This window comes from Terriglobus sp. 2YAB30_2 (genome assembly GCF_052114765.1).
Classification (GTDB): Bacteria; Acidobacteriota; Terriglobia; order Terriglobales; family Acidobacteriaceae; genus Terriglobus.
Map to the genome: position 1 here is coordinate 323,615 of NZ_JBFRFJ010000001.1, position 13,582 is coordinate 337,196.

Below are 13,582 nucleotides of genomic sequence, written 5' to 3' on the forward strand. Positions count from 1 at the left end.
CAGTAGCAGTAACGGAGGCCGCGCTGGAGTAGTCGTCGGCAGGCCATCCGGGTTACGTGGTTCAAATTTCAAGGTCAGTTGCTGAATGGGGGAGGTCAAAACTATGAGAACTCATCGTGTTCGATCAGTTCTGCTAGCGTTTGCCATGCTTGGGCCTGTTGCTCTCACAGGACCTGCGGCATATGGACAATCGCAATCCATCAATGGAACGATCCGCGGCCGTGTCGCGGATCCGAGCGGTGCAGCCATCGCGGGGGCGACGGTCACCGTAACAAATGCCTCGGTTGGTTTTACGCGCACCGTAACTACTGGCAACGATGGTTATTATGTGCTGGTCAATTTGCCTCTGGGTGAATACATCGTCAATATCACATCAACGGGGTTCTCTCCGCTGAAAGTATCGGGCGTGAACCTCAATGCCGGTACTGAGGCTGTCATTGACGGCGATCTAAAGGTTGGTACTGCCGACACGGCTGTGACAGTTGAGGCCTCCATCGCTTCCATCGATCCCACCAACCTGAATGTGCAGCGGACTCTCACTCAGACCGAGATTGAGAACGTTCCACTGACCTCACGTAATCCCTACAACTTCATCGTCTTCCAGCCTGGAGTATCGGGACATCCGAATCCGGAGCTTGGTATTCCTCGTACGTTGAATACCAACGGCCTGATGGATCGTATCAACTACCAGATGGACGGCATGGTGAACACCGAGGCCGATCGTACTGGCCTTCGTCTGTTCCCCATTGGCAATATCTTCGTGAAGGAAGTACAGACAGTCTCCAACTCCTTCGCGCCTGAGTACGGATGGACAACGGGTGACGTGTACAACGTCATTTCCAACTCCGGTACGAATCAGTTCCACGGGACATATCAGTTCATCAAACGCTGGGTCGACGCTACAGCCTATCCGCTGCTGCAGAACAAGGTGACGAGCCCGACGAAGCCTAATCTGATTCTTGAAGATCACTCCTTCAACCTCGGCGGGCCGGTCAAGAAGGACAAGTTATTCTTCTTCGGATCCTACGAACACGTACTGCGTGGTAGCCCGGCGCCTGTAACCATCACGGCAGCAAATGCAGCGGCAATCGGCCTGGCGGCGTCGGAGCTTGTACCGGCTCCCGGCTTGTTGCACGGTACCTTCGTCGATGTTCGTACGGACTACAATATCGATGCGAAAAACTCCGTCTTCCTGCGTTACAACTACTTCCGGAACTCCTTCCCGTTCAATACACAGGTCGGGGGTATCAACGCGACCACCGCGAATGTGGACTTCAAGGATCGCGCGCACGTCTTCGGGCTGCAGTGGATCTCAATGATTTCGAACAGCCTGGTGAATGAGTTCCGCTTCTCGGTGCCGTTCCGCTCTAATACTCACTTCGCTGGACCCAGCACGGGGAAAGGACCGGCAATTGTGATTTCCAACATCGCCGCCTTCAACGGAACCAGCAGCGGTGGAGATCAATACAACGACAAGCAACCCTCCGGCTCCGAGAACATCAGCTACGTTCGCGGACCGCATACGATCAAGGCCGGCTTTGTGCTCTCACAGTTACAGAACCGGCAGCGTTTGGTCTCGTTCAACCGCTACACCTTCGCGACAGTTCAGGCCTATCTGAACGCTAAGAATGGCACCGACCCCTACGGCTACGCTAACTATGCCTCGCAGACGGACGTCAATGGTATCGGCTATACCTCGCTCTTCTACGGCGGGTACGCGCAGGACACCTGGCAGCTTTCGCCTCGGCTGACGGCGGTGTATGGCATTCGTTACGATCGTTTCTCTTCACCCCAGGCGAATTCCAGTGCACTGTATCCGGATTCGCGTAAGTTCAACGTTCCCAGCACCAACTTCGCTCCGCGCCTGGGTTTCAGTTATCGCGCAACCGACACGACGACGGTGAAGGTCTCCGCCGGAATCTTCTACCAACAGACTCCAACTAATCTATGGTTCAATGCCTTGAACCTGGACGGCTCGAACCGTACCTCCTCCTTTACCTATATCGGAGGTGCCAGCGGTACTCCGGGACGCCCCGCTTTTCCCACTGTTCCTGCGTCAGGTGCAGGCGCCACGCAGAACGTGACGACTATCAATCCGAATATCAAGAACGAGTACACCTGGAATATCAATCTACAGGTGACCCAGCAACTCACAAATCACATCTCGACAACGCTCGGCTACATCATGTCCAACGGCCGCAACCTGCCGTGGATGCATAACGTCAACGTCATCCCAACGGGAGCAACACTGGCTGATGGCCGTCCGGTCTTCAGCGCGGCGGTGAACTCCTCGACCCGGTATGATCCGCGCTTCGATCAGGTGAACCGCGTGGAGTCCGGAGCGAACTCGAGCTTCAACGCCATGTTTGCCAATGTGACGATGTCGCCAATGCGGGGCATGCAGTTCAATGCCAACTACACCTGGTCGCACGTCATCTCCGACGCCCCAGAGGTCAATACCTTTGAACAGAACCTGGGCGTCTCGAATACGCTGAACCGCAAGTTTGACCGCGGCAATTCTTCGGTAAACCGGCCGAATGCATTCAACATGTCCGCTGTGCTTGAACCTCAGTTCAACGTTAGCAACCGTGTAGGCCGTGAGATTGCGAACCACAATATGCTCGCGATTCTCGGCAATATCTCCTCCGGAGATCAGGCAAACATCCTGGCCAGCAACACGACCTTCTATGGCGATGCGGCAACCAGCGGTGTGGCGCGTCCTGCCTTCGTCGGCCGGAACTCGGCTCGCGGACCGTCGATCGCTCAGATCGATGCCCGCTACACGCGTACCTTCCCGAAGATCAAGGATCGTTTCGCGCCGACCTTCCTTCTGGAGGCGAATAACATCCTGAACACAAACAACGTGAGCACGCTTGCTATCACGCAGCCGGTCAATACCTCGACTGGCGTCGCGAATGGCGCCACGACAACGACCCGCACCAGCGTACTGGAACAACGTATCGTCCAGTGGGGCGCGGCGATTCGTTTCTAACTATCCATCACAAGGGCCGCGGGTACATACTGTCCTGCGGCCCTTCCAATTTGCAGAAGGCATCATGGCATCCTCAAAGAGTTCGACATTTCCGGCAGTTATTTATCGCGATCAGGTGCTCTCCCATGTCTTTCAGGACGCCAAGCGCCTGTTTCTGCCGGCCATGCTGGAGATCGACTACGCGCACGTGCTGATGCTCGCCGAGCAACAGATCATCTCCAAAGAGACGGCAGCACATTGTTTTCAGGGATTGAAGGCGCTCCCGTTGCAGGAGATTGCGGCGGCGAAGTATGACGGGTCCGTGGAGGACCTGTTCTTTCTGGTCGAACGGAAGCTTGCCGAGTTTTGCGGGGAAGAGGATGCCGGGCGTATTCACACCGCCCGTTCCCGTAACGACCTCGATATGACGATGTACCGCATGGTCTTGCGTGGACGTCTGCTGGAGGTAGCCGAAGCCTGCCTCGCCCTACGCTCGGTCCTGCTGCGTCTTGCAGGGGAGTATCGTTCCGCCCTCATCCCGGCCTATACACATAATCAGCCGGCGCAGCCCACGACGATGGGCCACTACCTGATGGCGATCATTGAGGTGCTGGAGCGGGACACGGAACGTCTCCGTGCCGCCTATGCCCACGTTAACCGTTCACCGCTGGGCGCATGCGCGATTACGGGTACAGGGTTTCCGATCAACCGCGAACGTACCGCGGAACTGCTCGGCTTCAAAGGTCTGCAGATCAATACCTATGGCGCGATTGCGGCGGTGGACTACATTACCGAGCCATGTTCGGTGCTTGCCACGCTGATGGTCAGCCTTGGCCGGTTCACCCAGGAAATGCTGCTCTGGTCGACCGCCGAGTTCGGCTTCCTGCGGTTGTCAGAGGGGTATGTGCAGGTCTCAAGCATCATGCCGCAGAAGCGCAATCCGGTGCCTTTGGAGCACACCCGTATCCTGGCTTCGCGGGCTATGAGCGAGTCACAGGCGGTGTTGAACTCGCTGCACAACACGCCGTTCGCTGACATGAACGACAGTGAGGATTCGCTACAACCGCTGGTTGATCTTGCCTTCGCAGACGGCCTGCGCGCCTTACGGCTGATGGCGGGTGTTTTAGAGGAGACCTCGTTCGATATCGAGCGGCTCGCGGCGCGCGCTCATGGCGACTTTCTCTCGGTGACCGAACTGGCCGATACGCTGGCGCGCGAGGCTGATCTCTCCTTCCACGATGCGCATGCTATCGTTTCGGCAGCGGTCAAAGCATCTACGGGAAGGTATCAGCCGGAAGCGATGGTGGACTTTGTGGAGGTCGCCCTCCGGGGAAAACAGGCAAAGCCGATGGAGCGTGCGACGCTGTTGCGTGCGCTCGATCCGGATAATTTTGTTGCGGTACGGAACACAACAGGCGGCCCTGCTCCGTCAGCACTGAATCCACAGATCGACCGTGCAACTTCACAGTTCCACGAAGACTCAGCATGGCACCGCAGCGAGGTGGATCACCTATCGGCTTCGTCGCAACGGCTGCACGGGGCGGTGGATACCTTTGGCCGTGGCTGAGAAGAACCCGCAGCTTGTACGCGGTCTTTCTACCGCAGCGGCTACCAGCGCCAACATCATTGATATGGTGGGTGTGGGCCCGTTCATCACGCTCCCACTCATCGTCACTGCCATGGGCGGCCCGCAGGCCATGCTCGGATGGGTACTGGGAGCGGTACTCTCCCTTTGCGATGGTTGTGTGTGGAGCGAGCTTGGCACCGCCTACCCAGAGGCCGGCGGCTCCTATGCCTATCTGAAACATATCTATGGAAAGAATGGCGCGGGCAAAGTCTTTGCTTTTCTCTATGCGTGGCAGCTTCTTCTCTCCGCGCCGCTTTCGATCGCCTCCGGCTGCATCGGTTTTGCGCAGTATGTCTCATGGTTTGCGCCATCTGCCTCACGGCCCATTGCCAGCGGCCATCTCTTCCATGCGCCGATCATCTTCAGCGGCCAGACTCTGATTGCGATGAGCGCCTGCGCCATTGCTTTAGCAGCGTTGTACCGGCCGGTCGCGCATGTAGGACGCATCGCCCGTGTGACAGGGGTCGTTGTTGTCGCGACCTTGGTTGCTGTCATCCTGGTTGGTTTTACGCATTTTTCCCCGAGCCAGGCCTTCTCGTTTCCTGCCGGAGCTTTCCATCTGGATGCAGCCTTCTTCTACGGACTCGGCGCAGGTCTGCTGGTCTCAGCCTATGACTACTGGGGCTACTACAACGCGTGCTTCCTGGGCGCAGAGGTTGAGAAGCCTGAGAAGACGATCCCCAGGGCGGTGTTGGGCTCTATCATCATCGTCGGCACGTTGTACGTGCTGATGAATATCTCGGTGCTTGGAGTGCTGCCATGGCAGTCGATGCTGGCGCTGACGCATGACGCCGCAGCCCGGCAGTACACGATGGCTGCTTTTGTGCAGATGGCATTTGCCTCTCATCCCTGGGCGCACACCGCCGCATCGATCGTAGTGGTGTTAATTGCGACGGCTTCGCTGGCCTCGGTCTTCGGACTTCTCCTGGGATATTCACGTATCCCTTTTGCCGCAGCGCAGGACGGTAACTTTCCCGCGATCTTCGGAAAGGTGCATCCCCGTTTCCACATTCCGGCTATCTCTCTGTTTACGCTGGGCGGCATCGCGATGCTTTTATGCCTGCTGCGTTTACAGGAAGTGATTGCATCGCTGGTCATCATCCGTATCGTCTTCCAGTTCTTGATGCAGGGAATTGCGGTCATGGCGCCGAGGCATCGGGCGGAACGGCGAAAGCAGGGACGCTTCCGGATGCCGCTGTATCCCTTGCCCGCGCTGGTTGCCCTGGGCGGATTCATTTTTATTCTTTTCTCGCGGCAGAACTTCGCGGCAGAGCTCAAACTTGCCGGTATGGTCGCTGTCAGCGGACTACTGGTTTATTTTGTTCGCTCCCGTATCGCTGCCCGCTCCTGAAACTCAGAAGGTAGAATTCGGTCATCCGGAGATGACATGAACCTTCGCCCTGATCGCCGCGGCTTCCTCGCGGGCCTTGCCGCTCACAGTCTTTTGTTCTCTAAAGTTGCCACAGCCAGTGCGCAACCGACGTCCAGCATTGCCACCGACAGGGAAGTTTTGCTTGGCTACTTCGCGAAGAATGCACGTGCCCTGCTGCGTGAGCCTGCCGGATTGTTGAAGTATCCGAGCATCTCTCCCAGTCTTCCCAAGGCAGCGTATTCCTCGGAGCTGTGGGACTGGGACACACTTTGGACGGCGCGCGGCCTGTTCGCGATCGCGAAGCAAACCTCGGATACCTCATTGCGGCAGGCGATCGTCGCCCATGCCCAGGGAAGCATCGGGAACTTCTTCGACCATCAATCGAGCGAGGGCCGTATTCCTATGCTGATCAAGCTGAACGATCCTGATCCGCTGCACTGCCTGAGCGGAAGCCGACCTCACAAAGAGAACCAAGCCAAGCCGGTGCTTGCACAACTTGCGTTGTTGGCTACGGAGGAAAGCGGTGATGCCGCTTGGTTCGCTCCGTATATGGAAAAGCTACAACGCTTCTATGATTCCTGGACGGCGGATAACACCACCAAGGTGGGACTTCTGGTCTGGGGCGACGATGTCGCCATCGGCAATGACAACGATCCCACGACCTTCGGCCGGCCATTCTTCTCCTCCGCGAACCTCTTGCTGAACTGCCTGTATTACGAAGACCTCAAAGCTGCGGCGGAGATGGCGCGCAAGCTTGGGAAAAAAGATGCCGCATCGCGTTTTGCGTCGAGCGCGAAGCAGCTTGGTGAGGCTGTGCAACGGCAATGCTGGGATCCGCGAGACAAATTTTTCTATACAGTCGATGTCCAGTGCCAGGACCGCCGCGCCGAGCTGATTCCGAATATCAAGCGTGGTATGGATATGTCCTGGAGCGCCATTCCGATTCGTATCCAGACCTTCACCGGTTTCCTGCCGCTGTGGTGTGACCTCGCAACCAAAGAGCAGGCCGAAGATCTACGGCAGCACTTCTTGAACCCGGCAACCTTCGGCGGTAAGTACGGCGTACGTACCTTATCGCGCGCGGAGAATATGTATTCTCTGGCAGCCAGCAGCAATCCGAGCAACTGGCTCGGCCCGGTCTGGATCATCGCGAACTACTTCGTCTGGAATGGCCTGCGGCAGTATGGATTCACGCGAGAGGCTGAGGCGCTGGCGGCAGCGACGACGCAGTTGCTGGCGCAGGATCTCCGCGTGAACGGATCGCTGAATGAATACTACGATCCAGATACAGGCAAGGCACTGAGCCACAGAGGCTTTATGGATTGGAACCTGCTGGTGCTTGAGATGCAGTAGGTATCTCAAGCACCAGTGCGGTTATGGCTTCGGCGCTTTCTTCTGGAAGGTGACGCGAAGACCGCCAAAAATGTTGATGGGAGCGCCGGGAGCCAGGAAGGTCGAATGGCGCACCGGGTATTGCGTCTGGCCTTCGTAGTTGATGGAGGCAAAGGGGCGGGCAATGAAGGCTCCATTGCTGTCAAATGGCGTCCCGCCGAGCTGTGCCGCCGTGGCGTAATGTGTATCGAAGAGATTGTTGATCTCGGCGAACAGCTCAAACTTCGGCGAGAAGGCATACCGTGCCCCGACGTTGGCAATGCCGTATGCATCCGTGCGGCCGACGCCGAGATAGTATGTTCCGTCAGGCTGGTGAAGGTTATTTTCATTCCCGCGGGCGTATGAGCCAGAAGTAGAGACGACGTTGAAGTTGACCGTCAGCTTACGGGTGGGCTGGTAGTCGACGTTGAACTTCAGGATGTGAGATGGAGTCTGCGGTAATGTGTTGCCGACGCTGATGTCTTGGTCGCCATCGATACCTTTGGCTCCATTCAGAGCGGACTCATTGGAGCTGTTCCCGGCTCCATTGATTAGCTGTGCCGTTCCGTAGGTCGCCTGCAGGAAGGTGTAGTTGCTCGAGAAGGTGAAGGGATGGAGCTGATAGGTGATCCCGGCCTCCACTCCCTGCCGGATGGTGCGTCCGAAGTTGGTGAAGTAGCCGAACCCAGTGGCGGTGGAGGACGCGAAGAGCAGATCGTCATAGTTCGTGCCGCGGAAGAAGCCGGCATTCCACTGGAGACGATTCTCATTTTTACCGCGGATGCCCACTTCGATGGTTCGGCTGACAACCTGCTTCAACGGCGGATCACTGACCATGGCGTTGGGAAGGCGGCAGGGAAAGCTAGGATCGGCACAGCCCAGTTCGGTTGAAGTTGGAGCACGGTTGCCTTCGCTGTAGTTGAAATACAGCGTCGCCAATGACGACACGCGATAGGTCAGGCCGGCAGATGGGTTGAAGCGCTGGAAGGTGTACTTCGCGGTCAAGGTTCCCCGTCCAGCCGAAGGCGGCAGCCGGTCGAGATTATCCACCGTGGCGTGGTTGTAACGGCCAGAGACGGTGAAGGTAAACCTCGACAGCAGGATGGTATCCGTGGCGTAGAAGCTGGGAACGTTGACCGTCCCGTGCAGGTTGGCACGGGTATCCACCGGCAGGCCGTCTGCGTCGGTTGATCCATCGGTATAGGTCGGAATGGTGGTGAAGCTTAGTCCGTCCGGATTTAAATAGGCGAACTGGGAGATCTGTGTGTAGCTGATGTTGCTGCGATCCCAGGAGACACCGGCTGCAAGGCGGTTGCGTGCCGTGCGGTACGACAGCAGGCCGGAGAGTCCGTAGGCGTTCTGCTTGTTCTGCGTATAGGTGTCGGTGCCCGTGCACTTCTCCGAGGGCTCGTCTTTCAACAGGCCTTGCGCGATGCAGCGCCAGTAAGGGAAGGGCTGCTGCGTGGCGTTGCTGGTTCCCGTGGGGAAGCCGGTATAACCGTTGGCAGTGAGGATATTCTTCTCGGCGGTGCTTAGCGTATAGAGCGACTGATCGAAGGAGTCGTCGTTAAGATCGCCATTGAAGGTATTGGCGCGGATATAGCGGTAGTAGGCATTGGTCGAGAGCGTCAGCTTGTGATCTAGCTCGTGCGTCACGTTAAAGGTGAGTGACGGCGCGTGATTTCTGGTCTGGTCAGGAATGGTGTAGACGCTGCTGTAGTCCTTGCTCAGATTGCGGAAGTCCTGTGTGCCGTTTCCGCTAAGGTTGTTGATGGCATAGACACCGGAAAGCGACAGCGTCGTTCGGCCGAACATCCATCCAAGCTTGGCGAACGATTGCTTCACATCAGAAGGAGAATACTTGCGCCATCCGTCTTCGTGATAGAGATTGCCGGCGACGTACCAGTTAAAGCCGCGTGAGGTAAAACCACCCCATTCGCCTTCGACAGCACGACGTCCGAAGCTGCCGCCCGTGGACTTTACCGTGAGCCCGGCGTTGGAGATGCCGTCCTTGGTGCGCATGGCAAGAGCTCCGCCCAGAGAGTTGAGTCCATACAGGGGATTCGCCCCCGGGATCAGCTCGATGTCCTGTACTGCAACCTGAGGAATCAGATCCCAGGAGACGACATCGCCGAAGGGCTGGTTCTGCCGCACTCCGTCCAGATAGATTGAAAGCCCCTGAGGTGTGCCCAGAAGCGGGGAAGCAGTGTAACCGCGGTAGTTCACATCCATCTGGTACGGGTTGCCCTGGTTCTCGCTGATGTAAATGCCGTTCACTCGCTTATTCAAGCCGTCGCCGATATTGAGTGAGTTAATATCGGCAAGCTGCTGCGCTGAGAGGTTCTGCACCGGCACGGGAACGGTCGAGGTATCTGTATCGGCCTGGCCGATCGGCGTCTCAGAGAAGACGGTAACCGAGGTGGAGAGAGACGAGAGTGTCAGGGTGACAACACGTTCTACAACCTCCGAAGAGCGCACGTCGATCACGATGGTCTGCGTCGCGAACCCATTGCGGTAGAGCTGAAGCTTGTAGCTGCCGAGGGCAAGTCCCGTGAACATGTGCTCGCCATTCGCAGAGGTCTGGAACTGCCGCACCGACCCTGGACCATTCAAGGTGCCGGTCACCGCCAGACCTGAGCCTGAAGTATCTTTCACCACCAGGTGAAGTCGCCCGGAGTCACGAGACTGTGCAGGCGCTGAGAGATGGAGAAGAAAAAGCAACAGACCGCAAACAAGACCGGACAGACGACGCATGACACCTTTGTCCGGGCAAGTAGGCCCGGCCGAAACTCTGGATTTATGCTTCTGCAGAGATATTCCGGACGAAGTCCTTTTGTTCAGCGTTTCGGAAAAGTTTTTCAAAGAGGAGGAGATGGATTGTTGGCTACCCCGTCCCTCATAGAGCATTTTCCCTGTAGGAGTAGAGTAGGGCTTCCGCATCTATGGGCGTTTTCCGCAATGAAAACGCCGCTGCACGCCCCTTCCGGAATACCCAGCAACAGGGAAAATGCTTTAATGAGTGCATTCTCATGGGCTCTACCTTCAACCCGTCGAGACTCGCGATCCTTGCACCTGCCATAGCAGGTGAAGGAAAAGCACACGCCATTGAGGCTGAGGTGCTTGCGATGTTCGATCTGCACCACGCGGCACTCTTGCGCTACGCGGTTTCATTCGGCATCGCTGTGCAGGATGGGGAAGATGTAGTGCAGGAGACCTTCCTCGCTCTTTTCCGGCATCTGCTTGAAGAGAAGCCACAGGATAACCTTCGTAGCTGGCTCTTTCGCGTGACCCACAATCTGGCCTTGAAACGCCGTGGAGCGCACCGCCGCGAAGTGTCTGAAGCGGAGAGCGTTTCTCTTGAGTGCACCGATCCTACTCCCGGGCCGGAAGAGACGTTGCTCTTCAGCGAACGCAAGCTCCATTTGAGCCGAGTGCTGCAGGCAATGCCTGCGACCGACCGTGCCTGCCTGCAGCTTCGCGCTGAAGGCTTGCGATATCGTGAGATCGCCGAAGTGGTTGGGATCTCTCTCGGTTCGGTTGCGGCAGCGGTAGCGCGTTCGATTGAGCGTCTCGAACGATCGGAGGTGAGCCGTGGGCGATAACGTGCACCTTTCGCGGGAAGACCTCTTGCTGTTACAGGATGGAGAGTTGTCTGTTGCCGAGACGGCAGCCGCCGAGCTTCATCTCTCTGAGTGTGAGATCTGCCGTGCACTGAAGCTCAGAACGGAACAGACTTTCGCCGCAGCTGTGGCAACGATTGCCATCGAAACTTCGAAGATGCCGGACGACCTGCGCGACACATTGCACCATCGTATTGTGTTGGCAAGGCGGCGGCCATGGACGATTGGCTTCGCCAGTGCGGCGGCGGGTTTATTGGTGGCTGCTGGGCTTGGAATATCGCTGCATCGGAATCACCAGACAATTGTGCTTTACCTGGAAGATCGTCCCGTGCCGAATCCGCAACTGACGCCGGGCGCCGTTCGGATCATGGCTCTTGGCGAGGTGTGCGGCGAGAGAGACGACGATCTCGACCCAGCAGTTCCGGCAGCAACGCAGCAGGCTGTCTTTGCCGAGTACCACGTACCGCAGCAGCAGCGTAGCAAGGAGTTCCAGGTGGACTACCTGATCAGTCCACAGCTCGGCGGAACAGCAGAGATCCGGAACCTGTGGCCACAGCCCTACAGCACGATGTGGAACGCGCAGGCCAAGGACATGCTCGAGCGCAGACTGCACGGGATGGTTTGCAACGGGACAATGACACTGGAGCAGGCTCAGCATGATCTGGCAGGTGACTGGATCGAGAGCTACAAGCTGGAGTTTAAAACGCAAGCCCCGCTTCGCGTGGAAGCAGGGCTCGAACGTCCTTTGTTACCGTAACAATTTTAGGGCAGGGCCACCAGACCCCATGGGCCGCCTTTGGCTTTTGCCTTCTTCGTAACGGTGAAGCTTGCCAGATCGACAAACGAGACATCATTTGACGGTCCGTTAGCGGTGAAGAGCGTCTTGCCATCCGGTGAAAGTGTCATACCCCAGGGACGAGCGCCCACCTCAACCGAACCGGCAATCTTGTTGTCCTTCGTGCCGATCGCAAAGACCTGCTTGCCGCGGCCGGTGCTGACGTAGAGCTTCGATGCGTCGGGCGAGAGCAGAACATACATCGGCTTGATGACACCGGCCTGGCCCAGGGTGATGGTCTTGGTCATCTTGTGTGACTTCACATCGACGACGACCACGTTGCCATCATTCTCGGCATTGACATAAGCGGTCTTGCCATCAGGCATGAAGGCTACGTTGCGCGGACGATGACCGACCTTGATGGTGGCCGTGATCTTGCCCTTCTCCGTATCCAGAACAGAGATCTCGCCCGTTCCTTCTGAGGTTACCCAGACCTCCTTGCCATCAGGACTGACACGAACGCCCTCAGGCTCGCTGCCAATCTTGAACGACTTTTCAACCGTGCCGGAGTCGACATCAATGATGCTTACCGACGAGATATCCTCGTTCGAGATAAAGAGCTTCTTACCGTCTTTGCTAAGGTCGAAGTTCTCAGGGTCCGAACCTCCGGGAATGGTGCGAACGATCTTACGTGCCGCGAGATCGAAGACTGCGATGCCGTCGGCAGAGTGGTCTGGTGGGGGCAACGTGCTCTCGTCCACGCCGGGGCCGGCAATCGGCGTTCCACTGAGTGCAATGTAGAGCTGCTTGCCATCGGCCGAGGCATGGATGCCGCGCGGCCGCTTGCCTAGATGCACATTGGCAACGGTCTGCGCCGTGCCGATGTCGATGATGGTCAGGTCGCCGGAGACCTCGTTTGTGGCATACACGCGCGGTCCGGTCGGCTCCGGTCCGGGCTTGTTCTCCGCGGAAGGCGTAGGTGCGCTCGACTTGCAGCCGAGAGCCGCAAGAGCAAGGCAGGTGGTGGCAACAAAAGGCAGGGCAAGCTTCCGCATGATTCTGACTATTCTCCCTTGTAGGTGAAGTTGGCCGGAGTATCGCTCTTCGAAGAGACGCTTACGGTCTGCTCCTGGACGCCAAGTTTTTCATGCCATACGCCCAGCGTGTAGGTCCCGGGCGGCAGGTTTTCGATCTTGAAGGTGCCGTCATCCTTCGAGACGGCGAAATACGGATTGTCAGTGACGCCAATAAACGAGTGCATCCAGTCATGGATATTGCACTTCACCGGCACCATGATCTCCGGCTTGGTGAACTTACGCTGCAGCGGAGCATCTCCAGGGCCCATGCTGTGGTTCCATTCGCGGTTGATCTGGGCCACCGGATGAATGTTGTGCGTCACAGGGTCAGAGTTGGTGATGATGAGCTGCTGGCCGACCATGACGCCCAGCACATGCGGCCGGAACCAGCAGCCGGACTGGTCCAGCGTCACAGTTGTGGTGGGAACCTCGAAGACTTTTCCTTCCAGACCCTTCCTGATGTAGACGAAAGCGTTGGCCAGGTCGCCCTTGCTATCGACGACGAGCGACTCATCATAGGCCTTACCCTTATGAGCTTTGACGCAGGTGGGATCCTGGCTGATATCGATCAGCTTCGGCGTTGGACGTTTGCCGGTGTACTTCAGCGTGCCGGAGATGGAGCCGGCGGTCGCAGCGTCCACATGATAGAAGACCGGAGCAGACGAGGTTTCCGTCGTCACGACCGGTTCGGTGGGCTTCGACTTACAGCCGGCGAGAGACGCGGCAATCAGGACCAGGGCGAAGGATGGCTTCAGTCGCATATCACCGTC

9 protein-coding genes are annotated in these 13,582 nt (G+C 57.5%); 6 read left to right on the forward strand and 3 right to left on the reverse strand.

What is annotated here, in order from left to right; translation table 11 throughout:
- Positions 1-103: 103 nt before the first annotated feature.
- The 4 genes from AB4Y89_RS01195 (at position 104) to AB4Y89_RS01210 (ending at position 7,323) form a co-directional block, all read left to right on the forward strand.
- Positions 104-2,992 (forward strand): TonB-dependent receptor domain-containing protein, encoded by a 2,889-nt coding sequence (locus AB4Y89_RS01195; protein ID WP_442299086.1) that lies wholly within the window; start codon positions 104-106, stop codon positions 2,990-2,992.
- Positions 2,993-3,056: 64 nt separating this feature from the next.
- Complete coding sequence (argH, locus tag AB4Y89_RS01200; protein ID WP_442299087.1) at positions 3,057-4,538, forward strand: argininosuccinate lyase; 1,482 nt, start codon at positions 3,057-3,059, stop codon at positions 4,536-4,538.
- The gene (locus AB4Y89_RS01205; RefSeq protein ID WP_442299088.1) at positions 4,531-5,949 is read left to right on the forward strand and encodes an APC family permease; all 1,419 of its coding nucleotides are present in this window, start codon (positions 4,531-4,533) and stop codon (positions 5,947-5,949) included. Before argH ends, AB4Y89_RS01205 begins: the two co-directional genes overlap by 8 nt.
- A 36-nt stretch (positions 5,950-5,985) precedes the next feature.
- Entirely contained in the window at positions 5,986-7,323 is a 1,338-nt protein-coding gene (locus AB4Y89_RS01210; RefSeq protein WP_442299089.1) for an MGH1-like glycoside hydrolase domain-containing protein, read from the forward strand.
- 21 nt (positions 7,324-7,344) lie between these two features.
- Here AB4Y89_RS01210 and AB4Y89_RS01215 read toward each other — a convergent pair whose 3' ends face one another.
- Positions 7,345-10,095, reverse strand: coding sequence for a TonB-dependent receptor (locus AB4Y89_RS01215; RefSeq protein WP_442299090.1), 2,751 nt, complete (start codon positions 10,093-10,095; stop codon positions 7,345-7,347).
- A gap of 275 nt (positions 10,096-10,370) precedes the next feature.
- On the opposite strand from AB4Y89_RS01215, the gene AB4Y89_RS01220 reads away from it, so the two are divergent.
- Complete coding sequence (locus tag AB4Y89_RS01220; protein ID WP_442299091.1) at positions 10,371-10,943, forward strand: RNA polymerase sigma factor; 573 nt, start codon at positions 10,371-10,373, stop codon at positions 10,941-10,943.
- A complete protein-coding gene (locus AB4Y89_RS01225; protein ID WP_442299092.1) occupies positions 10,933-11,718 on the forward strand; it encodes an anti-sigma factor family protein in 786 nt (261 codons plus the stop codon). The genes AB4Y89_RS01220 and AB4Y89_RS01225 overlap by 11 nt, the downstream gene beginning before the upstream one ends.
- A gap of 5 nt (positions 11,719-11,723) precedes the next feature.
- On the opposite strand, the gene AB4Y89_RS01230 is transcribed toward AB4Y89_RS01225, so the two are convergent.
- Together AB4Y89_RS01230 and AB4Y89_RS01235 are read right to left on the reverse strand one after the other, a co-directional pair.
- Entirely contained in the window at positions 11,724-12,791 is a 1,068-nt protein-coding gene (locus AB4Y89_RS01230; protein WP_442299093.1) for a beta-propeller fold lactonase family protein, read from the reverse strand.
- Between the two features lie 8 nt (positions 12,792-12,799).
- Positions 12,800-13,573, reverse strand: coding sequence for a carboxypeptidase regulatory-like domain-containing protein (locus AB4Y89_RS01235; RefSeq protein ID WP_442299094.1), 774 nt, complete (start codon positions 13,571-13,573; stop codon positions 12,800-12,802).
- Positions 13,574-13,582 lie beyond the last annotated feature (9 nt).

What these genes read in the sequence shown, in the direction of transcription:
- AB4Y89_RS01195 (WP_442299086.1), top strand. Translation starts at nt 104, where the DNA reads ATGAGAACTCATCGTGTTCGATCAGTTCTGCTAGCGTTTGCCATGCTT.
- argH (WP_442299087.1), top strand. Translation starts at nt 3,057, where the DNA reads ATGGCATCCTCAAAGAGTTCGACATTTCCGGCAGTTATTTATCGCGAT.
- AB4Y89_RS01210 (WP_442299089.1), top strand. Translation starts at nt 5,986, where the DNA reads ATGAACCTTCGCCCTGATCGCCGCGGCTTCCTCGCGGGCCTTGCCGCT.
- AB4Y89_RS01215 (WP_442299090.1), bottom strand. Translation starts at nt 10,095, where the DNA reads ATGCGTCGTCTGTCCGGTCTTGTTTGCGGTCTGTTGCTTTTTCTTCTC.
- AB4Y89_RS01220 (WP_442299091.1), top strand. Translation starts at nt 10,371, where the DNA reads ATGGGCTCTACCTTCAACCCGTCGAGACTCGCGATCCTTGCACCTGCC.
- AB4Y89_RS01230 (WP_442299093.1), bottom strand. Translation starts at nt 12,791, where the DNA reads ATGCGGAAGCTTGCCCTGCCTTTTGTTGCCACCACCTGCCTTGCTCTT.
- AB4Y89_RS01235 (WP_442299094.1), bottom strand. Translation starts at nt 13,573, where the DNA reads ATGCGACTGAAGCCATCCTTCGCCCTGGTCCTGATTGCCGCGTCTCTC.